The sequence below is a fragment of the Qipengyuania aquimaris genome, assembly GCF_020171965.1.
GTDB classification, from domain to species: Bacteria; Pseudomonadota; Alphaproteobacteria; order Sphingomonadales; family Sphingomonadaceae; genus Qipengyuania; species Qipengyuania aquimaris_A.
The window spans coordinates 97,940-120,512 of the sequence record NZ_JAIUZK010000002.1 but is presented as its reverse complement, the minus strand read 5'-3'; the positions used below and the strand labels follow the sequence as shown (position 1 = coordinate 120,512).

General features: G+C 62.1%; 29 protein-coding genes. 13 read left to right on the top strand and 16 right to left on the bottom strand.

What is annotated here, in order from left to right:
* Positions 1–18 precede the first annotated feature (18 nt).
* From LCM24_RS08225 to hisB, 13 genes are all read right to left on the bottom strand, one after another.
* The gene (locus LCM24_RS08225; protein ID WP_090477725.1) at positions 19–552 is read right to left on the bottom strand and encodes a J domain-containing protein; all 534 of its coding nucleotides are present in this window, start codon (positions 550–552) and stop codon (positions 19–21) included.
* 165 nt (positions 553–717) lie between these two features.
* Positions 718–1,233 carry a peptidoglycan-associated lipoprotein Pal gene (pal, locus tag LCM24_RS08220; RefSeq protein ID WP_224803592.1) on the bottom strand — a complete coding sequence of 172 codons (516 nt, stop codon included), beginning with the start codon at positions 1,231–1,233 and terminating at the stop codon, positions 718–720.
* A gap of 81 nt (positions 1,234–1,314) precedes the next feature.
* The gene (tolB, locus tag LCM24_RS08215) at positions 1,315–2,700 is read right to left on the bottom strand and encodes a Tol-Pal system beta propeller repeat protein TolB (protein WP_224803591.1); all 1,386 of its coding nucleotides are present in this window, start codon (positions 2,698–2,700) and stop codon (positions 1,315–1,317) included.
* Positions 2,697–3,497: an energy transducer TonB gene (locus LCM24_RS08210; RefSeq protein WP_224803590.1), complete on the bottom strand. Its 801-nt coding sequence runs from the start codon at positions 3,495–3,497 to the stop codon at positions 2,697–2,699. The genes tolB and LCM24_RS08210 overlap by 4 nt, the downstream gene beginning before the upstream one ends.
* 9 nt (positions 3,498–3,506) lie before the next feature.
* Positions 3,507–3,983 carry an ExbD/TolR family protein gene (locus tag LCM24_RS08205; RefSeq protein WP_090477711.1) on the bottom strand — a complete coding sequence of 159 codons (477 nt, stop codon included), beginning with the start codon at positions 3,981–3,983 and terminating at the stop codon, positions 3,507–3,509.
* 1 nt (position 3,984) lies between these two features.
* Positions 3,985–4,683: a protein TolQ gene (gene tolQ, locus LCM24_RS08200; protein WP_224803589.1), complete on the bottom strand. Its 699-nt coding sequence runs from the start codon at positions 4,681–4,683 to the stop codon at positions 3,985–3,987.
* Entirely contained in the window at positions 4,680–5,135 is a 456-nt protein-coding gene (locus LCM24_RS08195; protein ID WP_090477706.1) for a YbgC/FadM family acyl-CoA thioesterase, read from the bottom strand. The genes tolQ and LCM24_RS08195 overlap by 4 nt, the downstream gene beginning before the upstream one ends.
* A gap of 98 nt (positions 5,136–5,233) precedes the next feature.
* Complete coding sequence (locus LCM24_RS08190) at positions 5,234–5,611, bottom strand: histidine triad nucleotide-binding protein (protein WP_224803588.1); 378 nt, start codon at positions 5,609–5,611, stop codon at positions 5,234–5,236.
* Positions 5,611–5,925, bottom strand: a complete 315-nt coding sequence (locus LCM24_RS08185) for a phosphoribosyl-ATP diphosphatase (RefSeq protein WP_224803587.1) — start codon at positions 5,923–5,925, stop codon at positions 5,611–5,613. Before LCM24_RS08185 ends, LCM24_RS08190 begins: the two co-directional genes overlap by 1 nt.
* Before the next feature lie 18 nt (positions 5,926–5,943).
* A complete protein-coding gene (gene hisF, locus LCM24_RS08180; RefSeq protein WP_221562460.1) occupies positions 5,944–6,717 on the bottom strand; it encodes an imidazole glycerol phosphate synthase subunit HisF in 774 nt (257 codons plus the stop codon).
* Positions 6,714–7,442, bottom strand: coding sequence for a 1-(5-phosphoribosyl)-5-[(5-phosphoribosylamino)methylideneamino]imidazole-4-carboxamide isomerase (gene hisA, locus LCM24_RS08175; RefSeq protein WP_224803586.1), 729 nt, complete (start codon positions 7,440–7,442; stop codon positions 6,714–6,716). Before hisA ends, hisF begins: the two co-directional genes overlap by 4 nt.
* Positions 7,439–8,065, bottom strand: coding sequence for an imidazole glycerol phosphate synthase subunit HisH (gene hisH, locus LCM24_RS08170; protein WP_224803585.1), 627 nt, complete (start codon positions 8,063–8,065; stop codon positions 7,439–7,441). The genes hisA and hisH overlap by 4 nt, the downstream gene beginning before the upstream one ends.
* Positions 8,058–8,651 (bottom strand): imidazoleglycerol-phosphate dehydratase HisB, encoded by a 594-nt coding sequence (gene hisB / locus LCM24_RS08165; protein ID WP_090477685.1) that lies wholly within the window; start codon positions 8,649–8,651, stop codon positions 8,058–8,060. The genes hisH and hisB overlap by 8 nt, the downstream gene beginning before the upstream one ends.
* A gap of 113 nt (positions 8,652–8,764) precedes the next feature.
* Here hisB and LCM24_RS08160 point away from each other — a divergent pair, with 113 nt between their 5' ends.
* The 8 genes from LCM24_RS08160 to LCM24_RS08125 all read left to right on the top strand — a co-directional run bounded on the left by LCM24_RS08160 (position 8,765) and on the right by LCM24_RS08125 (position 13,250).
* Positions 8,765–9,265, top strand: a complete 501-nt coding sequence (locus LCM24_RS08160; RefSeq protein WP_090477681.1) for an SspB family protein — start codon at positions 8,765–8,767, stop codon at positions 9,263–9,265.
* A 36-nt stretch (positions 9,266–9,301) separates the two neighbouring features.
* On the top strand, positions 9,302–9,742 hold the full coding sequence (locus LCM24_RS08155) for a hypothetical protein (RefSeq protein ID WP_224803584.1): 441 nt from the start codon (positions 9,302–9,304) through the stop codon (positions 9,740–9,742).
* Positions 9,743–9,793: 51 nt separating this feature from the next.
* Positions 9,794–10,441, top strand: coding sequence for a guanylate kinase (gmk, locus tag LCM24_RS08150; RefSeq protein WP_224803583.1), 648 nt, complete (start codon positions 9,794–9,796; stop codon positions 10,439–10,441).
* Between the two features lie 2 nt (positions 10,442–10,443).
* Positions 10,444–11,202 carry a helix-turn-helix domain-containing protein gene (locus LCM24_RS08145; RefSeq protein ID WP_224803582.1) on the top strand — a complete coding sequence of 253 codons (759 nt, stop codon included), beginning with the start codon at positions 10,444–10,446 and terminating at the stop codon, positions 11,200–11,202.
* Between the two features lie 113 nt (positions 11,203–11,315).
* A complete protein-coding gene (locus LCM24_RS08140; protein ID WP_224803581.1) occupies positions 11,316–11,822 on the top strand; it encodes a helix-turn-helix domain-containing protein in 507 nt (168 codons plus the stop codon).
* Between the two features lie 44 nt (positions 11,823–11,866).
* A complete protein-coding gene (locus tag LCM24_RS08135) occupies positions 11,867–12,193 on the top strand; it encodes a hypothetical protein (RefSeq protein WP_224803580.1) in 327 nt (108 codons plus the stop codon).
* Between the two features lie 35 nt (positions 12,194–12,228).
* Entirely contained in the window at positions 12,229–12,660 is a 432-nt protein-coding gene (locus LCM24_RS08130; RefSeq protein ID WP_224803579.1) for a hypothetical protein, read from the top strand.
* Positions 12,661–12,665: 5 nt separating this feature from the next.
* Entirely contained in the window at positions 12,666–13,250 is a 585-nt protein-coding gene (locus LCM24_RS08125; protein WP_224803578.1) for a JAB domain-containing protein, read from the top strand.
* A gap of 83 nt (positions 13,251–13,333) precedes the next feature.
* On the opposite strand, the gene LCM24_RS08120 is transcribed toward LCM24_RS08125, so the two are convergent.
* From LCM24_RS08120 to LCM24_RS08110, 3 genes are read right to left on the bottom strand one after another with little or no spacing between them, the layout of a single operon-like run.
* Positions 13,334–14,140: an SDR family oxidoreductase gene (locus LCM24_RS08120; RefSeq protein ID WP_221562471.1), complete on the bottom strand. Its 807-nt coding sequence runs from the start codon at positions 14,138–14,140 to the stop codon at positions 13,334–13,336.
* A gap of 14 nt (positions 14,141–14,154) precedes the next feature.
* Positions 14,155–15,294 (bottom strand): acyl-CoA dehydrogenase family protein, encoded by a 1,140-nt coding sequence (locus tag LCM24_RS08115; RefSeq protein ID WP_224803577.1) that lies wholly within the window; start codon positions 15,292–15,294, stop codon positions 14,155–14,157.
* A 3-nt stretch (positions 15,295–15,297) separates the two neighbouring features.
* Complete coding sequence (locus LCM24_RS08110) at positions 15,298–16,479, bottom strand: acyl-CoA dehydrogenase family protein (RefSeq protein WP_090477656.1); 1,182 nt, start codon at positions 16,477–16,479, stop codon at positions 15,298–15,300.
* Positions 16,480–16,658: 179 nt separating this feature from the next.
* Here LCM24_RS08110 and LCM24_RS08105 point away from each other — a divergent pair, with 179 nt between their 5' ends.
* From LCM24_RS08105 to LCM24_RS08085, 5 genes are all read left to right on the top strand, one after another.
* A complete protein-coding gene (locus tag LCM24_RS08105; protein ID WP_090477654.1) occupies positions 16,659–17,519 on the top strand; it encodes an SDR family NAD(P)-dependent oxidoreductase in 861 nt (286 codons plus the stop codon).
* Entirely contained in the window at positions 17,519–18,955 is a 1,437-nt protein-coding gene (locus LCM24_RS08100; RefSeq protein ID WP_224803576.1) for an MFS transporter, read from the top strand. The genes LCM24_RS08105 and LCM24_RS08100 overlap by 1 nt, the downstream gene beginning before the upstream one ends.
* Positions 18,956–19,027: 72 nt before the next feature.
* Complete coding sequence (locus LCM24_RS08095; RefSeq protein WP_224803575.1) at positions 19,028–20,374, top strand: acyl-CoA dehydrogenase family protein; 1,347 nt, start codon at positions 19,028–19,030, stop codon at positions 20,372–20,374.
* Positions 20,374–21,462 (top strand): Zn-dependent alcohol dehydrogenase, encoded by a 1,089-nt coding sequence (locus LCM24_RS08090; protein ID WP_224803574.1) that lies wholly within the window; start codon positions 20,374–20,376, stop codon positions 21,460–21,462. The genes LCM24_RS08095 and LCM24_RS08090 overlap by 1 nt, the downstream gene beginning before the upstream one ends.
* Positions 21,462–22,547 (top strand): phosphotransferase family protein, encoded by a 1,086-nt coding sequence (locus tag LCM24_RS08085; RefSeq protein ID WP_224803573.1) that lies wholly within the window; start codon positions 21,462–21,464, stop codon positions 22,545–22,547. Before LCM24_RS08090 ends, LCM24_RS08085 begins: the two co-directional genes overlap by 1 nt.
* The last annotated feature ends 26 nt before the right edge of the window (positions 22,548–22,573 follow it).

Sequence of the window (22,573 nt, the reverse complement as noted above, 5' to 3'; positions counted from 1 at the left end):
CAAGGGCTTACCCGCCGATCAGCCTTTCCACTCTCGCCTATCTTCAGCGGATTTCAGAACCTCATAGGCAAGGGAGTATTTCTGGAATTCCGCAGCAGCATCCTCGTCGCCGGGCTTGACGTCGGGATGAACTTCCTTGGCCTTGGCTCTGAAAGCTTTCTTCACGGCTGCAAAGTCTGCATCGGCCTCGAGCTCGAGTATCTCGAGCGCACGCATTTCATCGGCCGATCTCGACCCGTCCCCGCTCCCGCTCCAGCCATAGTGCTGCGCTTCTGCGTAGCCTGCATTCTCGGATTGCTCAGCCTTGGCGCGGGCTTCTTTCTCCGCCTTGTCGAGACCTTCGAAATAGTCCCACTTGCGGTTGTATTCGGCCGCGTGAGCCTGGCAGAACATCCAGCGTTCTGGGCTGTTCGGTGCCTTTGGTGCGGGGCAATCGCCTACCTCTTCGCAGCCATGGCGATCGCACAGGCGCACGGTCGCGGCTTCACGGCTGGCCTCATAGCCGCGCCACCTGGGGAAACCCCAGTCGTTGGATCGCCGTGCCTTAGGCATCGACTACGGGCGCAAATGAAGGTGAGCGGAAAGTCATGTGGGTCAATCTAGGTGAGATGGCCGGTTTCGCAACGGCTCACGGGAAATCCATCTTGAAACCGGTCTTCTCTGCAAGGCATCGGCGGGCCGGGAAGAATGCCCTTCCAGACCGCCGTTACCCAGATATCAGTTGATGGTCACAGTCGCTGCACGGCGGTTCTGGGCCCATGCAGATTCATTCGAGCCGAGCGCAACCGGACGCTCCTTGCCGTAGCTTACCGTACGGATGCGGCTGGCAGGAATGCCGACGCTGACGAGATAGTTCTTCGCCGCATTAGCGCGCCGCTCACCCAGGGCGAGGTTGTATTCGCGCGTACCGCGTTCGTCGGTGTGCCCCTCGATGGTGAAGGTGACGCTCGGATACTGGCTGAAATACTGTGCCTGGCGCTGCAACTTGGCAGAATCTTCCGCGTCGATGTTGTAGCGATCGGTGTCGAAATAGACGACCGTATTCACCTGTCCGACCGCAGCGAGGAAATGCTCCATGCTGCCGACAGCCGGGCCGGCGGGCGTAGTGGTCGTAGGCGTGGTCGTCGTCACATCTTCCGGCGGCGGCGGCAGCTCTTCGGGTGCTTTTTTCTGACAGGCAGCGAGGGCCAGTGCAGAACTCAACACGGCGGCAGTGGCAATACGTGTATTCATTGGCTGTCCCCTTTATAAAACAGCTTGTTGCAATCGGTTTGCCCCCGATTGAATGGCGCCCCCACGCTTACTCAAATGCACTTAAGGAAGGATCGGTCCCCAAGCCGGATCGGAAGCATCCACCGGAGTGGGCAACTTGCGCTCGTTTTCTCCTGTAAGGTCCACCTGCCACAGCGAGGTTCGCCCGCTGTTGCGCTCCGTCCGGAAGAACTGGATGATGCGGCCATTGGGTGCCCAGGTCGGCGCTTCGTCCTGCCAGCCGCGGGTCAGCTTGCGGAAGCCACGCCCGCTCGGGTTCATGACCGCCACGTTGAAGTCACCGGCAATGTGGGTGAAGGCGATCTGGTCTCCGCGCGGGCTCCACTCCGGCGTTGCGGAACGCCCTCCGAAGAAGGACAGGCGGCGCTGGTTGGAGCCGTCAGCATCCATCACGTAGATCTGCTGGCTGCCCGAACGATCGCTCTCGAAAACGATCTTGCTGCCGTCGGGCGAAAACGACCCGCCGATATCGATGCCGGGCGCATCGGTCAGCCGTTCACTGCGGCCGCCATTGGCCGACACACGATATATGTCGGTATTGCCGCCAACCGCCATGGAATAGAGGATATAGCGTCCATCCGGGCTCCATCGCGGGGCGAAGGTCGGATTGTCGCTCTGCGTGACGAGCGTCTGCCTACCGGTGCCGATGTCATAGACGTAGATACGCGGATTGCCGTCGACATAGCTGAGGTAGACCAGCTGGCGATAATCCGGCGAATAGCGCGGCGTCAGCGCTGTCGAACGGCCAGTCGTGATAAAGCGGTGGTTGGCCCCGTCGCTGTCCATGATGGCAAGGCGCTTGGTGCGATTATCCTTGGGGCCCGTCTCCGCGATATAGGCGATACGGCTGTCGAAGAACGGGCTTTCGCCGGTCAGGCGCGAATAGACGAGATCGGCGCATTTGTGCGCTGCACGGCGCCAGTCTGCAGGCGCGACCACCCAGCCTTCAGCCACCAGCCGGTCCTGCAAGGCCATGTCGTAGAGATAGCAGCCCACGGTCAGGCGATTGTCGCTGCGCGCACGGACATAGCCATGGACCAGCATTTCCGCGCCGCGGGTCGACCAGGTCGCCCAGTTCGGCGAGGTGATGTTCGCAAAGGCTGGAGTCGGAAGGGAATCGGGGCCCGTCGGCTTGAACAATCCGTTGTTGCGCAGGTTCGAGGTGATGACCCGTGCAAGCTCCACACCGAGCGCCGCCGTACCGTTTGCATTGGCCGGTGTCGCGACATCCCGGTCGGTGGCGAAAGCGGGAATGGCGATCCCGAGATCATCGAGATTACCCTCGAAGCTGACCGAGCCTGTAAGGCCGCCTTCTTCCTCGATTGTTTCGACCGCCTGGCCTTCCTGCATCGGTTCGCCGAGATCCTGGTTCTGCGCCGCGAGCGGAGCAGCGAAGAGTGCGAGGGGGATGAGGGCTAGGTATTTCATTGGGCAAGTCTCCAGTCGAAGCCGAAGGGTCCAACCACCTTCCAAGCTTCATAGTATTCTTCCGGCAATTCGAACGGCGCGGCCAGTTGTACGGCGCGAATGGCTTGCTCGCCATGGCGGCCTGCCTGTGCACGATTGGTGTCGTTAACCCCGGTCTGGCGGACGACGGTCGGCCTGCCGGCGAGGCTGCCGTCGGGGTTCAGTTGGAACCTCAGAAAGGTCGTGATCTGTTCGACTTCCGGACCGCTCGGCGGCTGCCAGTGCGGTTTGATCTCGCGCGAGATGCGCTGGACCAGCGACGCCTTCGCGCTGGCGCCGATCTGCGAAGCCGGGACGCGCGTCTCGTTGGTCGTGGTGCTATCGCCCGCGCCTGCGAGGAAATTGTCACCCACCCGCGATCCACCGGAACGTTCGGTACGGCGAGGCTGGGCTTGTTCGCGCGGCTGTTCTCGCCGTGGCTGCGGACGCGTTTCGCGAGCCGGGGCCGGATTGGGCTGAACCTGCGGTGTTGGCCGGTCGACTTGCGGCGTGTCCGGTGCCTCCAGCATTTCGGGCGCGGGAGCAGGGCTGTCAGAAAGCTCCGGCGCGATAGCGGCACGGCTTTCGGGCACGGGTTCGGGTGCCGTCGCTTCGAGGCCGACATCTTCCGCAAGGCTAACCGTCATGCGTTCCGTGCGAGGGATTTCGGCGGCGGGCATCAAAGCCTGCACGAGCAGCGCGGCAAACAGGGCAAGGTGCAGCCCGACCGCGATCAGCAGCCCGGTGCGCTCCTCAGTCCTGATGCCTGTCCTCTCCATAAGCGCTGGCTATTCCTCGCCGGATGAACCGGAATTGACCGGCGCACTGGCCTGGCCGCCATTCGTGACCAGCGAGATGCGATTGAGGCCTGCGCGGTTCAGTTCGCCCATAACGGCCATGACCCGCCCGTAATCGAGCGACCTGTCAGCTCGCAGCGTGATGTCGGGTCCCTCTCCCTGGCGCGGAATATTTTCCAGCGCTGCAGGCAGACCGCCGACAGCGATCTGGGTATCGTCGATATAGACGTAGCCTTCGGAATCGATGCTGATCGAAACCTGCTGCGCTTCCTGCGGGAGAGCGTTGGCGCGGCTGTCCGGCAGCTGGATCGGTACACCTGCGGTCAGCAGCGGTGCAGTGACCATGAAAATGATCAACAGGACGAGCATGACGTCGACGAACGGCGTCACGTTGATTTCCGACATGGGACGGCGCGAGCGCCCCCTCCCGCGCCGCGATCCCCTGGAGGAGGCGAGGCTCATCGCCATATCAGCGCTGCTCCAGCTGGCGGCTGAAGGTCGCGTAGAGTCGGTCCGAGAACCGGTGAAGACCGGCCTCGAACCGTTCGACCGAATGGCTGAAGCGGTTGTAGGCGATCACCGCCGGAATTGCCGCAAAGAGACCGATGGCCGTAGCAAACAGCGCTTCGGAAATGCCGGGCGCAACGACCGCGAGCGAGGAGCTTTCCTGCGCGCCGATCTGGAAGAAGCTGTTCATGATGCCCCACACCGTCCCGAACAGGCCGACGAAGGGCGCGACAGCGCCAACCGTAGCAAGGAAGTTCAGGCGCTCCGCAATGTCGTCGGCTTCAAGAGCGACCTGGCTTTCCATGGCAGTGGCAATGCGGCTGCGCAGTCCTTCCCGGTCGCGGATCTCGCCCTTGGTGGATTTGCGCCATTCACCGACAGCCGCCTGCGCGACGCGGGCGGAGGGGACATCCTTGTTGCCCCGCTCCGACATGAAGCGATCGAAATTCTCCGCCTGCCAGAAGTCTTCTTCATACTTGCGGGTGCGGCGGCGAAGCGTCTTCATGCGCAGCGAGAAGGAGACGATGATGGTCCAGACCCAGATACTCGCGAGGATCAGGCCAAGCATTACAAGCTGCACCACGATATCGGCATCGAGGAAAAGCTGGATAGGGTCGAGCCGGGTAGGAGCAGCCGCAGCAAGCGTCTCGAGTGTGGTCATCGGTCCTCTGGTGATTCTGTAAAACGCGCGAAGGCCGCGCGCCATTCGTCGGGCTGGCGTTTCGGCCGCCCTTCCAATGAAATGAAGCCGACGCGCAAATGTGCCTCGGCAAGAAGTTCGTCACCGCGAAAAGCTTTCTGGTGCATGCGGCACGAGGCGGCTTTGAGCTCGGTGCAGCGTGTTTCTATCAGGACGTCGTCATCGAGCTTGGCCGGGCGGAGATATTTGAGATTTACTTCCGAGAGGGCATAGGCGCCCTCGCCGCTCTCGATCGCGGCACGCTGGTCGATATCGAGGCGGCGCAGCAAATCGGAGCGCGCGCGTTCAAACCAGCGCAGGTAATTCGCGTGATATACGATGCCCGAGAGGTCCGTGTCCTCGTAATAGGCGCGCACGGCATAGAGATGCCGGTCGCCTTGAATTACACCGTCGGGGAAATTGGGCAGTGACATTTATGACGGCGCTCTAGCGCAGCGAGGATTCGCGGCAAAGCGGCATTTCGTCTGTTTTACATGAACGGGGGTGAAACGAGATTCCCGCGCGACGAAATCTATCGCGCGATCATCGGCCCCAGCGGCTGCCCGCCGAAGATATGCACGTGGAGATGGGGCACTTCCTGCCCGCCATGCGCGCCGATATTGGCCATCATCCGGTAGCCCGGCTCTACCAATCCCTTGTCGCGGGCGACCTTGCCGACAGCGCGGACGACACCGCCAATTTCCTCATCGCTTGCCCGGGCGCTGAAATCGTCCCAGCTGACATAGCGTCCCTTGGGGATGACGAGCGTGTGCACTTCGGCTTGGGGGTTGATGTCCTCGAAAGCGAAAGCCCACTCGTCTTCATAGACCTTGGTCGACGGAATTTCGCCGCGCAGGATTTTCGCGAAGATATTGTCGTCGTCATAGGGCAAGGTCGGGTCGATCGGCATCACGTACTCCTGCTGGCTTTCTCGTCGAGCCCGGAGACGCCCTCGCGGCGGTCGAGCTCGGCCATGACCTCTTCAAGGGAGACGCCCTTGTCGGCTAGCAGCACCATCAGGTGGAACATCACATCGGCAGCTTCGCCGACCAGTTCCTCGCGGCTGCCGGAGAGCGCTGCCACGCAGGCTTCCACTGCTTCTTCGCCGAGCTTGCGCGCCATGACGGGCGTTCCGCGATGCGAGAGCTGCGCAACGTAGCTCGACTTGGGATCGGCCTTGCGGCGTTCTGCAATGGTCGCTTCGAGACGGGTCAGGGTTTCCATGAAGTCCTCCTGCACCGATCAGCCGCGCGCAGGCAAGCCCGCAGCACGCAGGGCGCTGTGCGCTTCGGCGACGGTGTGTTGTCCGAAATGGAAGATCGAGGCCGCCAGAACCGCACTTGCATGGCCTTCGGTCACCCCGTCGACCAGGTGCTGGAGCGTGCCGACACCGCCGCTGGCGATTACCGGCACCGAGACGCTGTCCGCTATCGCGCGCGTGAGTTCGAGATCGTAGCCCTGCTTCGTTCCGTCGCCATCCATTGAGGTGACGAGCAATTCGCCCGCCCCCAGTTCGGCAAGCTTCTGCGCGTGTTCGACCGCGTCGATGCCGGTCGGCTTGCGCCCGCCGTGGGTGTAGATTTCCCAGCCGCGAAAGCCCTCGCCTTCGGTCTTCGCGCGCGCATCGACCGACGCGACCACGCACTGGCTCCCGAACTTTTCCGCAATCTCGCGCACGAGTTCAGGACGGGAGACAGCCGCAGAATTGACCGCAACCTTGTCTGCGCCCGCGAGCAACAGGGCACGAGCGTCCTCAACGCTGCGAACGCCGCCACCGACGGTCAGTGGCATGAAACAAACCGCAGCCGTGCGCCGCACCATGTCGAGCAGCGTTCCCCGCCCCTCGTGGCTGGCAGAAATGTCGAGGAAGCAAAGTTCGTCCGCGCCCGCCCGGTCATAGGCCTGCGCCTGCTCGACCGGATCGCCGGCATCCTTGAGATCGACGAAGTTCACCCCTTTGACCACGCGCCCGTCGCGCACGTCGAGGCAGGGTATGACGCGGATGCGGACGGTCATTCCTGCCCCGCCACCGCCAAAGCTGCGGCCAGATCCAGCCGTCCGTCGTAAAGCGCACGGCCCGTGATGACACCCTCGATCCCCTCGTGCGCGTGCAGCTTCAGGACACGAATGTCATCGATACCTTTCACGCCGCCGCTGGCGATGACCGGAATGTCCACGCGGCGCGCGAGATCGACTGTCGCGTCGAGGTTCACACCCTTGAGCAGCCCGTCCCGGCCTATGTCGGTGAACAGGAGAGCGGCGACGCCTGCATCCTCGAACCGGCGCGCGAGGTCCACGACGGGCACATCGGACACTTCTGCCCAGCCTTCGGTCGCAACCATGCCGTCTTTCGCGTCGACAGCGACGACGATGCCGTTCTCGAATTCGCGGGCCATGTCCTTGACGAATTCCGGGTCCTTGAGCGCCGCCGACCCCATGACGATGCGTGAAACCCCGGCATCGAACCAGCCTTCGACATCCTCGCGCCGCCTGATGCCGCCGCCCAGCTGGACATGGCCGGGGAAAGCTTCGACGATGCGTTCGACCGCTGCACGGTTCTGCGCCGACCCGGCGAAAGAGCCGTCAAGATCGACCACATGGAGATGGCCCGCGCCAGCTTCGGCGAAAATCTTCGCCTGCGCCGCAGGATCGTCACCGTAAACGGTGGCACGGTCCATGTCGCCTTCGGCAAGGCGCACGACCTGGCCCGATTTGAGGTCGATGGCGGGGAATACGATCATGGTTTCCACTCGAGAAAACGGGTGAGGAGGCCGAGCCCGAAGGTCTGGCTCTTTTCGGGATGGAATTGCACGCCGAGTAGATTGTCCCGGCCAACCGCCGCAACGAGGCCACCTCCATGGTCGGTCATCGCGAGTACGTCGCGGCCCCGATCGGCGTGAAAGTGATAGGAATGGAGGAAATAGGCCTCGCCTTCTTCGACCACCGCATGGTCTTCGGCGTGATGCGTGAGCGCGACGTCGTTCCAGCCCATATGCGGGACCTTCACGCTTTCATCGCGCGGCTGGATGAGGCGCACCTCGCCGCCAATCCAGTCGAGACCGGGCGTCTCGCCATGCTCTAGACCGCGCGTCGCCAGCAATTGCATTCCGACACAGATACCGAGAAAGGGCGCCCCGCCGACGAATACCCGCTCGTGCATCGCCTCGATCACGCCGTTTTCAGCGCGCAGACCGGCTGCACAGGCACCAAAGCTTCCAACGCCCGGCAAGACGATCCGGTCGGCCGCACGCAGCACGTCGGGATCGGCGGTCACCGTGACCTGTGCCCCGACCTTGCGCAGCGCGTTTTCGACCGAATGCAAGTTACCCGCGCCGTAATCGACGAGGGCGATCACCTCAGCCACCCAACTGCCCCTTCGTGCTCGGAATTGCCCCACCCTTTCGGGGGTCGATTTCACAGGCGATCCGCATTGCGCGGGCGAAGCCCTTGTAGATGCTTTCGCAGATGTGGTGGTTGTTGGTGCCGTAAAGCAGTTCGATATGCAGCGTCAGGCCGCAGGTTTGCGCGACCGAGTGGAACCAGTGCTCGATCAGCTCGGTGTCCCATTCACCCAGCTTTTCCTGGCTGAAACCGGCCTTCCATACGAAATAGGGACGCCCGGAAATATCGAGCGCGACGCGCGCAAGCGTTTCGTCCATCGGCGAATAGGCGCTGCCGTATCGCGCGATCCCGCCCTTGTCCCCAAGCGCCTGGGCAAGCGCCTGCCCCAGCGCCAGGGCGCTGTCTTCGGTAGTATGGTGCTGGTCGACATGCAGGTCGCCATCGACCTTCATGGTGACGTCGATAAGCGAGTGCTTCGAAAACTGTTCGACCATGTGGTCGAGGAACCCGATACCGGTGGAGATATCGTAGGAGCCGGTCCCGTCGAGATCGACCTCGACAAGGATTTTCGTTTCGGCGGTGTTTCGTTCGATACGGCCTGTTCGCATGGCCCGCGCTATAGGCGAGCCACCGCTACGCGCAAGAAAATGCAGCTACGCGGGCGGCAAACACAGGCTTAAACCGCTTGACCCAAGGGCCTTGGAGTATCACCTAGGGGCGCATGAGCGACGAGACGCCCGACAGCCTTATTCCCTACGACACGATCGTACAGGAAGCCCTGCGCGCCGTGGTCGGCCGTGTACTCGGCGAAATCGAAGCGGGCGGCAGCGAACTGCCGGGCGCACACCATTTCTACATAACGTTCAAGACCCACGCCGCGGGCGTATCGATCCCCGACAGCCTGCGCGAGAGATTCCCGGACGAAATGACCATCGTCCTGCAGAACAAGTTCTGGGACCTGAATGTGCGCGAAGACGGCTTCAGCGTCGGCCTGTCCTTCAACCAGATCCCGGCTGCCCTCGACATTCCCTATTCCGCGATCACGCAATTCGTCGATCCCGCGGTCGACTTCGGCCTCCAGTTCCAGGCGACCGTGGCGGACATGGCCCCCGCACCGACCGACCCGGCCGGCAATGACGAGGAACAGGCCGAGGGCGCGCCCGTTGAAGGTGCAGAAGACGGCTCGAATGTCGTCACGGTCGACTTCGGCCGCAAGAAATAGTCGCGCGGCCTTTCCCGCGCCACCAAGGGGCAGGACATGGGCTTTTCCAGCAAGAAGAAACCGAACCACATCACCGATCGCGCGGCAGATGCGCTGGAGAAGGCGACCGATAGCAATCCGGCGCAGGATGATCCGGTACCGGGGCCCAGCTCAAACCCGTCGACCAATCTCATCATCAACGACATCCTGCTTCGCAGCGTCGGACGCCTTTCGCGGCTGACGGTAGAAAAGATGGTTCTTGGCCGACAGTACGGTAGCCAGTTCGCCAAGGACGCGGTCGAGAACCGGTCCATCGTCCACACGCTGGCAGCCTATGGCGTGACCAAGGTCGCGACCAAGTCTGTGCCCGGCGCGATTGCGGTGTCCTCGGCCCTGGCCTTGAAAGTTCTCTTCGACAGGAGCCAGTCGCGGCGCAAGGCTCGCCGGTCGGGCCAGAAGGTGCTTCGCAAGCAGGCGAAAGAAGACAGCGCCGTGTGATTTCTCGTCCACGGGCTTGATCATTGCCCGTCAGATGCGCCAACAGCGCGCATGGCCGATTCCACACCTGCACAGGAAGCGCTCGCTCGACGCGGGCTCATGTTCATCCTTTCCTCACCCAGCGGAGCGGGAAAGACGACCATCTCGCGCATGCTGCTGGAAGCGGATGACGAGATCAAACTGTCGGTCAGTGTCACCACCCGCCCTCCCCGCCCTGGCGAGAAGGACGGTGTGCACTATTACTTCGTGGACGATGCCGAGTTCGACCGCATGGTCGAGGAAGACGATTTCTACGAATGGGCGACGGTCTTCGGCCATCGCTACGGCACGCCGAAGGGCCGCATCCGTGCCGCGCTGAAAGACGGGCAGGACTTTCTCTTCGACATCGACTGGCAGGGGACGCAGCAGCTGTACCAGAAGGACCAGCAGGACGTCGTTCGGGTCTTCATCCTGCCGCCCAGCATTGATGAATTGCGCCGCCGCCTCGAAGCGCGCGGGCAGGACGAAAAGGCAGTGATCGATGCGCGCATGGAGCGTGCGAGGGCGGAAATCAGTCACTGGGACGCCTATGATTACGTCGTCATCAACGAGGACGTGAATGCGTGTTTCGCAAAGGTTCGCGAAATCCTGGACGCCGAACGCATGAAACGACAGCGCCAGACCGGCCTCATCCCCTTCGTGCGCGAATTGATGAGTTGATCATGGCTGACGGAGTGGCGAGCCTGACCGATCGCGAACGCGAAGTCCTCCGCTTGCTGCTCGGCGGCCACACGGCCAAGAGCATTGCCATCGAACTCGATCTTTCGGTTCACACCGTCAATGACTACCTGCGCGAAGCCCGCAAGAAACTTGGGGTCTCGACCAGCCGGGAGGCCGCGAGAATCTTGGGGGATACGGAAGCGCAGCCCACCTCCAGATTTGGGACCGAACAAATAGGGATGCCCCCGGCGGCTGTGGATGTGGATACTCCGACCCCATCGCAACAGCCGGGGGAAAGGTCATACCTCCCCTGGATTATCGGAGGTATTCCTATGTTCGCAGCAGCCATCGCAGCCGCACTTATCCTTTCGTCGGCCGGATCGGCCGAGGCCGAAAAGACCGCGACCGAAACGAGTGCTCAGGACGCGGTAATCGAGACCGCAGCGCGCAATTGGGTGCGCCTGATCGACAATGGCGACTATGCACAAAGCTGGGCGCAGGCCGGGCCGATGTTCCAGTCCGCAGTGACCGCCGAAATGTGGAAGGCACAGGCGGCGCCCGTCCGGGAACCGTTAGGCGCTTTGGTGTCGCGCCAACTCAAGACCGTTTCGGCCCACTCCGCTTTGCCGGGAGCGCCCGAAGGGCAATACATGATTGTCACGTTCGGGACGGATTTCGCAGAAGCGAGCGGGACTACGGAAACCGTCGTCATGAGCCTGGAAGAAGGCAGCTGGGGCGTGGTCGGGTACTTCATCAAGTAAGCTGGCCGGCAGCAGAACAGGAACCGCCCAAAAAAAGGTATACTGCCGATTCCGACGCTTCTTCCCGTCCCGAGTATTGGCGCGGGGCAGGGAAGAAGCTAAGGTTAAGGCGAATGGATCTACAAAGATCATACGAGGTATTCGATCGCCTAACGGACAAGCAGCGCGAGGCGCTGGTTCTTGCCGCGAAAGGTTTCACCTCGAAGGAAATCGCGCGCCAGCTCGAAATTTCTCCCCACTCGGTAGACAAGCGTATCGATGCCGTACGTATGCAGCTCGATGCGATGCCCCGCCAGAGGCTAGTGCGTGAGTTTCGCGAGTGGGAAGAGAGGTGTCATTCAATCACCGGTGGGCAGTTCACCGTCGAAAACAATCCGGATTCGGGGTCAGAAGAAAGCACGCAGTCGACAGGCGAAACGCTTGTCTTTGGCGATGCTCTGGTCCTCGGGTCGCATGAAACAAGAGAGAGCCAGGCTCGCCGGCTGCGGTCGGGGATCAGACCGTCTGATCTGAGCGTGGGCTGGCGACTTCTGCTGGTCCTGATGGCCGCTTTCCTTGCCGCGGCAGCCTTCGTGCTGGTGGTGGCAGCAGGCAATGTCCTGGGGGACCTGCTCAGCTGACGGTCGTCGATCCCCGGCATTCAAATGCCAAGACGAGGATCGCAATGCTTGACCGTAACTCCGCCACCGCCCGGCTCACACGCCAGATGCAATCGACAGAGAGCGCCGTTTCCGACGCACTCATTCAATCTCTTTCCCTGATGCACACCGCAGCTATCGCACAGCGCGATATCGATTCAGATGTGCACGATAGCCAGGCAGCGCTCTTGCGCATGGGCAAGTTGGTCGACGGGCTTCTTTCGGCTCAATCCGCCGCGATGCGTGTCCATGGTCAGCTCGCGGATATCGCCCGCGAGGTGAATGGCCCTGAAGAACCGACCTGTCCCGACCGTGAGTTCTTCACCACGGGCGTCGCCGCAAATGCCAGCTGATTGCTTTTTCGAACGAGATAGGTCAGCGCGCATGGATGGCCAGGTTCCTCCTGCAAGTCGCGCTGATCCTTCTCGTCGTCCTTTTCGCCTTGAGAAAGGGCGGCAGGCCGGAACGGCATATCGCGCTGGTCCTTCTAGGGATGCTGGCCGCGAACACTCTATACGGCGTTCTTGTCGGATGGTGGACCGACTATGACCAGATTCCCTGGTATCGGGTCGTACTCGACTGCATCGGTTTCGGCCTCATCCTCACAGTCGCGTTGCGTGCCGACCGTTGGTGGCCGCTATGGGTAAGTGGGGTCCAGCTACTCTCCGTCCTCGCGCATCTGTTGCGCGCGCTGGACGCCGATCTTCATCCCTTGGTGTACGCCGTCATGGAGCGCTGGCCGTACTGGATGGCAATCGGCCTGACGGCTTTGGGAACATACTTGCACGCGAGCCGAGTGAGAACCGCCTCGAACGGCTGACGAATATGCTGGAAGGTCGCCATCCCGATCCGGGGAAGGCGGCGGAACAGCTACTGAGCCAGTTCAGCCCGGTTGTCTCGCTTCACGGTATGCAAGCCAATGATCGCGAAGCGGTCGGTCCGGTATGTCCTCAGCGTTGGACGCTCGGAATGGTCCTGGCCCGCTGGTTGGTCCGACTGGGCCTGACGCAGGAAGAGCCTGTCCCCAACGAACCGCTGACCGAAACGCGGAGCGAGCTGCGCCAGAAGCTGTTCGATTCAATGAGCCGTCTGGAAACCGAACGCATGGTGGCAATCTTTGCCGATTCCGCGGGCCGGGTAATCTCTCAAGAACTGGTGGCAGAAGGCGATAAGGGGCAACTGCGCCTGTCCTTGCGTCAACTTTTCACCAAGGCTCTCAAGAGAGACGCCAAGCGCATGATTATCGCTCACAACCACCCTTCGGGTTGTGCATCCCCCAGCGAAAACGATGTTTCCAGCACCAGGCGACTGGACGAGTATGCCCGTAGCCTGGGCATCACGCTCGAAGATCACCTTATTATCGGGGCGGCGGATATCACCAGCATGCGCACGCTGGGGCTGCTCGCGTGAGGCCCACCGAGGCGTAGAAAAAAGTCGGGGGCAGTCGAACCGCTTCGACCGCCCCCGATTTCATACGTTTCACAGAGAAGGTGTCAGCGGCCGCCCGCCGGATCGGCAAAGTGCGTCGGCAGGTGCGCATTCACGATGCCGCCATCGACTGCAATCGTTTCACCGACCGTATAATCGCCCGCACGGCTGGCGAGGTAGACGCAGCTGCCGCCCATATCGAACTTGTCTCCGACGCGCTTGTTCGGAATTCCCGCAGCGCTCGCTTCGGCATGGTCGCGCGCGACCTTGTTCATGTTCGACGGGAATGCGCCCGGAGCGATACCTGTCACGTAGACATGGTCCTTGACCAGTCGTGCGGCCATGCGGCGCGTCAGGTGGATCAGCGCAGCCTTCGATGCCTGGTAGGAATAGGTCTCCCAAGGATTGATCCGCAGGCCGTCGATGCTGGCGATATTGATGACCTTGCCCGGCTTGTCCTGGCTTGCTTCGGCAGTCAGCAATTTGTGCAGGCGTTGGGTCAGGAAGAACGGTGTCTTAACATTGAGGTCCATGACCTTGTCCCAGCCCTCTTCTGGAAAGTCGAGATAATCGGCACCCCAGGCGGCCCCGGCGTTATTGACGAGGATGTCGAGCTTGGTTTCGCGGCCGGAAATTTCCGCGACCAGTTCGTCGATCCCTTCGAGCGTCGAGATGTCGCCCTGGATCGGAACGACCCGCTCGCCCAGTTCCTCGGCGGTTTCGTGCAATTCACCGCCCTTGCGCGCGGTGATGTAGACCCGCTCGCATCCTGCAGCGAGGAAGCCTTCGACGATCATGCGGCCGATGCCGCGGCTGCCGCCGGTGACCAGCGCGTTGCGGCCCTTGAGGCTGAACATATCTTCGAGTGTCATTGTCTCTCTCCCGCTCAATAGCCGCTCATGTCGGCCACGCGGCCTGCGTGGTAGTACATGTCGCCGAGGAATTCCTGCAGCGCGCGATCACGCTTCATGTAGAGGCCGATGTCGTATTCGTCGGTCATGCCGATGCCGCCGTGCATCTGCACGCCTTCCTTGACTGCGAGGCCTGCAGCCTTGGCGACCTTGGCCTTGGCAACGGAAGCCATCAGATCGGCTTTCTCGCTTCCGCCGTCGAGGAGCTGCGCCGCCTTCATCGTGACTGCACGGGCGATCTCGACTTCGGAATAGAGATGCGCTGCGCGGTGCTGCAACGCCTGGAATTCGCCGATAAGCTTGCCGAACTGCTTGCGCTGCTTGAGGTAATCGACGGTCATGTCCATCGCCCCGCTGGCGACACCGACGCCTTCTGCGGCGGCACCGATGCGGCCTGCAGTCAGCATGGCGTTGAGGATCTCGCGTCCGCCGTCGACTTCACCGATCACGGCATCGCCGTCGAGCTCGACTCCATCGAATTTCGTGTGGGTGGCCATCGAGCTGTCGACGAGGCGCACCGCATCGTGGCTCATGTTGGCCGCGTCCTTGGGCACGGCGAAAAGCGTGATGCCGTCTGCATCGTCATCGCTACCGGAGGTGCGCGCAGCCACGACGAGCATGTCGGAACTTGCACCATGGAGAACGAAATCCTTCTGGCCGGTCAGCTTGAAACCGTTGCCCGATTTTTCCGCCTTGGTCTTGATGGTTTCAGGGCGGTGCTTGGCACCTTCGTCGATGGCGACGGTGTAGACATGGTCGCCGGAAACAAGGCCGGGAAGCCACCGTTCACGTGCATTGTTATCAGCGTGCTTGAGCGCGGTTGCAGCCAGCACCGAACTGGCGAGGAAGGGCGACGGCGTGAGATTGCGGCCGATTTCCTCGAGCACGATGCCCGCTTCATAGCTGCCCATTCCAAGCCCGCCATCGTCTTCGCTCACCAGCATGCCAGTGAAGCCCATTTCGGCAAACTGCTTCCACAGGCCGTGGCCGAAGCCGTCCTTGCAGTCTCGGTCACGCCAGTGGCGCAGCTGTTTTGCGATGCCACCTTCTTCGGCCATGAACTGGCTTGCGGTTTCGGCCAGCATGGCCTGGTCGTCGTCGTGATAAAGCGGCATGGATCAGGCTCCCGGCAGGTCGAGAATGCGTTTGGAAATGACGTTGAGCATGACTTCGCTCGTGCCGCCCTCGATGGAATTGGCCTTGGTACGCAGCCAGTTGCGCGCGGGCTTGCCGCCACGCGTTTCCTCGCTTTCCCATTCCAGGGCCCTGCTGCCGCCAGCTGCCATCATCAATTCGTGGCGCGTCTTGTTCAGCTCCGTCCCGACATATTTCATCATGTTGGGCTGTGCGGGATGGCCCTTGCCGGCCTTCATCTCGTCGAGGAATTTCTCGCCCATGGCCGAATAGGCCAGCGCGTCGACGTCGAACATGGCCAGTTCTGCCCGCAGCACTGCGTCGAGTTCACCGCTCATGCGCTTCATCGCCGCACCGATGGCCGCGGTGCGATCGCCGCCGCCGGCGCCCGAGATCATCTCGCGTTCGTGGCCGAGCAGGTACTTCGCAACATCCCAGCCGCGATTGATTTCGCCGACGTAGCCGGGGATGTCTTCGCCATAGGATTTGGGCACCTTCACATCGTCCATGAAGGTTTCGCAGAACGGGCTGTTGCCGCTGATCAGCTTGATTGGCTTGGTCGAGACACCGTCGCTGGTCATGTCGAACAGCATGAAGGTGATGCCCTGATACTTGTTTTCCTTGTCCGTGCGGACGAGGCAGAAAATCCAGTCGGCTTCATCGGCATAGGAGGTCCAGATTTTCTGGCCGTTGACGATCCAGTGATCTCCCTTGTCCTCGCCGAAGGTCTGCATGGACACGAGGTCGGAGCCGCTGCCCGGTTCGGAATAACCCTGACACCACCGGATTTCGCCGCGAGCGATTTCGTTGAGGAATTTCTGTTTCTGCCCTTCGGTGCCGAATTTGAGCAGCGCCGGGCCGAGCATCCAGATACCGAAGCTCGACAGCGGGGGACGAGCACCGATGCGCGACATTTCCTGGCGTAGGATCTTGCCTTCGGCCGGCGTCAGACCGGCACCGCCATAGGCTTCCGGCCATTCGGCCACGGTGTAGCCCTTGTCGCGGCAGGCCTCGAACCACGCTTTCTGCGCGTCATTCTTGAAAGTGGCATTGCGGCCACCCCAGTAGACGTCGTCTTCGTCCTTTACGGGCTGGCGCATTTCGGGCGGACAATTGGCTTCGAGCCATTCGCGCACTTCGGCGCGGAACGCTTCGTGATCCGACATATCGGGGCTCCTCTCTGGTTCTCTCTCGTCTTGCGACTTGACGTTTACGTTAGGGTGATTCGGCGGCGCGCCGCAAGGGCGATCACGGTGAAGCGCCATGCCGTAGCGTCAGCCGGATTACGTTGACGGCAGGCATGGCTCGCCTAAGCTGAAAGGCGAGGAAAACGAGGAGAGAGAGCATGGCCGAGTCCCGGCGATTCTCCGGCAAGACCGTAGTCATTACCGGTGCCGCATCGGGCATCGGGGCCGACGCCGCGCGCCTGTTCGCAAGCGAAGGTGCGATCGTTTTCGCATCCGATATCGACGAGGACGGCGGGGCCGAACTCGTCGCGGGCAGCGCGGACGACATCCGTTTCGTGCGCTGCGATGTGTGCGATCCGTCCGACATCAAGGCGCTGATGGACCAAGCCGCAAAGGAGACCGGCGGTATCGATGTCGTGTTCAACAATGCCGGTGCCGGCGGCGCTCGTGCGCCGATCGACGAGATCGAGCCCGACGAATGGGACCGCACCTTCGATCTTCTGATGCGATCGGTTGCCATGGGCATCCGCTATGCAGTCCCGCATATGAAGGGCCGCAAGGGCGCCAACATCGTCAATGTGTCGAGCGTTGCCGCAGTAGGTCCGGGCTATTCGCCGACCGCCTATGCTGTCGCCAAGGCAGGCGTGCTTCACCTGACCAAGTGCGCCGCCACCGACCTTGCCCAATACGGCATCCGGGTGAACGCGGTGCAGCCGGGCTTCATCAATACGAATATCTTCACCAGCTCGCTCGAATTCACCGGTGAGGCAGAACGCATGGCCAAGCAGGTCATTGCGCAGATGTCTTCCCATGCCCAGCCGGTCGCACGCGGCGGCCAGCCGCGCGATATTGCCGGCACGGTTGCGTTTCTCGCCAGCGAGGCGGCAGAGTTCATCACCGGTGCGTCCATCGTCGTCGATGGCGGTATCACCCTGGGTCCGCGGCACAGCTGGGACCCCGAAACGCCCGGTATGTTCGAAGCGCTCGAGGCCATGGAGAAGGAGGGCAGGACGAACTGATGGCGTTCGTCGACGGCCCCCTGCCCCAACGGCTGAAGTTCATTCACGGCTTCGGCGCGGTCGCCTTCGGCGTAAAGGACAGCGGCTTCAGCTTTTTCCTGCTGATATTCTACAACCAGGTCCTGGGCATGGACGCCGGAATGGTCAGCCTGGCCCTGGGCGCCGCGCTGCTGTTCGACGCCGTGATCGATCCGATCCTCGGCAACCTGTCCGATCGCACCTATACTCGCTGGGGCAGGAGACTGCCCTGGCTCTATACTGCCGCGCTTCCATTGGCACTGGCATGGGCCGTGCTGTGGAACCCCGTCATCGACGGCACACCCAGTTTCTGGGAATTGCTGGGCATCGCTGTTGTCGTGAGAGTACTGCTCTCCGCCTGTGAAGTCCCCTCGGTCAGCCTCGTGCCCGAGATTACCGCCGATTACGACGAGCGCACCACGCTGTTCCGCTATCGCTATCTGTCGGGATGGATCGGCGGCATCCTCATGATGCTGCTCGCGTACACGGTCTTCATGCCGGGGCAGGACGGGATGTTGCAGGCAGGCGGATACAGCATGTTCGGCCTGTTCGGGGCCGGGCTGATGTTCGTTTCGGTTGTCGGCTCTGCCCTCGGCCAGCACTATCTCGTCGCCAGGCTGCCGGAAAAGCGACCCGAGCCATTCAGCATCAAGGGCAGTTTCGACGAAATACGCGATGCTTTCTCCGAACGCGCCTTCCTCATTTTCGTAGCCGGCGGGCTGGCCGCCTACGTCAGCCAGGGCATGACGTTTTCGATCACGAACTACGTCAACCTGTTCGTCTGGCAGTTCGACCGGGTCGAGCTGATCATCTATCCGATTGTGCTGTTCGTCAGCGTCGTGATGATGTTCTTCGTTGTCGGCCCCATGCACCGCGACTGGGGCAAGCCGAAAAGCGCCGTCATCGGTTCGATCTCCTCGATGGTCCTGGGGCTCACACCCTACACCCTGTTCCTGCTCGGTTTCTGGCCGGAACCCGGCACCGCATTGTCGACCACGCTGGTGTTCGCCTTCCTCGTGTTCGCCAACCTGTTCGGCATCGTCGTGATGATCTCGGGATCCTCGATGATTGCCGAAATCGTAGAGGCTTACGAAGAACGGACGGGTCGCCGCGCGGAAGGCAGCTTCTATGCAGGCAACTGGTTCGTCCAGAAATGCGCAACCGGCGTCGGCATCCTGCTGACCGGCCAGATCATCAGCGCCGCACAAATGCCGGAGAACGCACGCCCCGGTTCGGTTTCCTTCGAAGTGCTGAGCGAGATGCTACTGCTTTACGGCGGTGCGATGGTCGTGCTGGCATTCGTCGCAGCCTATTGGCTCGGCCGCTTCCCGATCGACCGTGCCCAGCATGAAGCGCGCATCGCCGCATTGGATGCAGTGGCGCGCGGAGATATCGACGCGGGCACTTCGGTTCCGTGAATTACCCCCTTGGCGCGGCTGGCTCGCTCTGCCAGTTTCGCAACGCAACTTATTTGATGAGAGGACATTACGATGGATTTCGAACCCACTGAGAGGCAAGTCTACTGGCGCGACCGGGTTAGGAACTTCATCGAAGACCATGTCCGCCCCGCCGTTCCCACCTACAAGGAACAGGACGCCGAAGGCGATCGCTGGAAAGTCATCCAGGTGGTCGAGGACCTGAAGGCCAAGGCCAAGGACCAGGGCATCTGGAACCTGTTCATGCCGCCGCGCAATGACAGCCACCACCATGTCGACGAGACCTTCGATTTCGAAGGCCCAGGCCTCACCAACCTCGAGTATGCGCTGTGCGCCGAGGAAATGGGCCGCATCGGTTTCGCCTCGGAGGTGTTCAACTGCTCGGCGCCGGACACCGGCAACATGGAAGTGTTCTTCCGTTACGGTACGCGCGAACAGAAGGAAGAGTGGCTCGAGCCGCTGATGAACGGCCGCATCCGTTCCGCCTTCCTCATGACGGAGCCGTTCACGGCCAGCTCCGACGCGACGAACATCGAGACCCGCATCGAGCGCGATGGCGACGAATATGTCATCAACGGGCGCAAGTGGTGGTCGTCCGGCGTGGGCGATCCGCGCTGCAAGGTCGCCATCGTGATGGGCAAGACCGATTTCGAGGCAAAGCGCCACGCGCAGCAATCGATGATTCTCATGCCGATGGACGCACCGGGTGTGAAGATCCTGCGCCACCTCCCCGTCTTCGGCTATGACGATGCCCCGCACGGTCATATGGAAGTCGAGCTCACGGACGTACGCGTCCCGGTCACGAATATGCTGCTCGGCGAAGGTCGCGGCTTCGAGATTGCTCAAGGGCGCCTCGGCCCGGGCCGCATCCACCACTGCATGCGTACCATCGGCGTCGCCGAAGAAGCCTTGGCCAAGATGTGCCAGCGCCTCCAGGAGCGCGAAGCTTTCGGCAAGCCGATCTACAAGCACTCGGTCTGGGAAGAGCGCGTTGCGCGTGCCCGCATCGACATCGACATGACCCGCCTGCTCTGCCTCAAGGCCGCCGACATGATGGACAAGGTCGGCAACAAATCGGCCAAGCAGGAAATCGCCATGATCAAGGTGCAGGCACCGAATATGGCGCTCAAGATCATCGACGATGCGATCCAAGCCCATGGCGGCGGCGGTGTGTCCGACGATTACGGCCTCGCCAATGCCTATGCCCACCAGCGTACCCTGCGCCTGGCAGACGGCCCGGACGAGGTTCACGCCCGCTCGATCGCACGCATGGAATTCGCCAAGCACATGCCGAAGGAAGGCCCCACTTCCAATGCACTTCGTGGCGGCAATGCGCATTCGGCAAGTGCCGGTAGCGCTGCTGCAGGCTTCAGCTCGGGCGACGTAGGAGCGACGCGCTAATGGCAAAGGCGGCAATCCTCGAACAGGTCGGCGGCCTGACGATCGGCGAGGTCGAACTCGCCGATCCGGCCCCGCATGAAGTGCTGATCGACACCAAGGCCTGCGGCCTGTGCCATTCGGACCTGCACTTCATCGAAGGCTCCTACCCCCACCCCCTCCCGGCCATTCCGGGCCACGAGGCGGCGGGCGTAGTGCGCGCGGTCGGCAGCGAAGTGAAGACCGTCAAGCCCGGCGATCACGTTGTGTCTTGCCTGTCGGCATTTTGCGGTCACTGCGAGTTCTGTGTGACGGGCCGCATGGCGCTGTGCATGGGCGCAGACACGCGTCGCAGCCAGACGGCTGACCCGCGCATCATGCGGGCGGACGGCAGCGGACCGGTGGCGCAGATGCTCAACCTGTCCGCATTCTGCGAACAGATGCTGATCCACGAGAATGCCTGCGTCGCGATCGACAAGGACATGCCGCTGGACCGCGCTGCCATTATCGGCTGCGCGGTGACGACGGGTGCCGGCGCGATCTTCAATGCCTGCTCGGTCGTGCCCGGTGAAGCTGTCGCCGTCGTCGGCTGCGGCGGTGTCGGCCTCGCGACGATCAACGCCGCGAAAATCGCAGGCGCCGGCAAGGTTATCGCGCTCGATCCCATTCCGGAAAAACGCGAACTGGCCAAGGTCCTCGGCGCAACTCACGCAATCGATGCCATGGCGGACGATGCCGTCGAACAGGTCATGAAACTGACCGGAGGCGGCGTGCATCATGCGATCGAGGCGGTGGGCAGGCAGGCCTCGGCAGACCTTACCGTGAAGCTGCTGCGCCGCGGCGGTACGGCGACGATCCTCGGCATGATGCCGCTCGACTGCAAGGTCGGCCTCGGCGCAATGGACCTCCTCTCCGGCAAGAAGCTGCAGGGTGCAATCATGGGGATGAATCATTTCCCGGTCGACCTGCCGCGTCTCGTCGATTTCTACATGCGCGGCCTGCTCGATCTCGACACGATCATCGCCGAGCGTATTCCGCTCGAGAAGATCAACGACGGGTTCGAGAAGATGAAGGCCGGCCATTCGGCGCGCAGCGTGGTGGTATTCGACTGATGAGCGATACGGGCATGCCGGAAATCGATTTCGACAAGGAAATGGTCGGCACCATCGAGGTGCCGGAACGTGATCAGCTGGACATGGACAGGCTGACCGCGTGGTTCGAAGCCAATGTCGAAGGCTTCGAAGGGCCAATCTCATATTCGAAGTTCAAGGGCGGCCAGTCGAACCCGACCTACCGGATCGATACGCCGGGGCGCTCCTACGTCCTGCGCCGCCAGCCCTTCGGCAAATTGCTGCCGAGCGCGCATGCGGTGGACCGCGAATACAAGGCCATGCATGCACTCGGTCCGACCGGCTTTCCGGTGCCGAAGACTTACGGCCTTTGCGAAGACCCGGATGTGATCGGATCGAAGTTCTTCGTCATGGGCCTTGCCGACGGGCGCTCGCTTTGGAACGGTGCCCTGCCCGGCGTCGATCCTGCCGACCGGCGCGCAATCTACAACGCCATGATCGACACGATGGCGGACCTGCACCTGCGCAAGCCGGACGAGATCGGCCTCGGCGATTACGGCAAACCGACCGATTATTGCGCGCGCCAGATCGCGCGGTGGTCCAAGCAGTACAAGCTCTCCGAAACAGAGCATATGCCCAAGATGGAGCGGCTGATCGAATGGCTGCCGCAGACCATCCCCCCGCAGCACGAGAGTAGCGTGGTCCATGGCGACTACCGGCTCGACAACCTCATTTTCGAGAAAGACGAGAACAAGGTCCTCGCCGTGCTCGACTGGGAGTTGTCGACGCTGGGCGATCCCATCGCGGACTTCAGCTACCTGATGCTCAACTGGCATAACCCCGCAGACGGGCGCGCGGGTGTACTGGGCCTCGACCTCGAGGAACTCGGCATTCCCACGCAGCAGGAAGCGGTCGATCGCTATGTCGCGCGCACCGGCTATCCGGTCCCGCCGATGGACTGGTACTTCGCCTATAACCTGTTCCGGCTCGCCGGCATCATGCAGGGCATCAAGAAGCGGGTCATCGACGGCACCGCATCCAGTGCCCACGCCAAGGCGATGAGCGAAAGGGTCGGACCGCTGGTCGACCGCGCCTATGACTTCGCTGTGGCCGCGGGGATGGACTAGCGCGGGAACGCTGCTAACGACCTCTC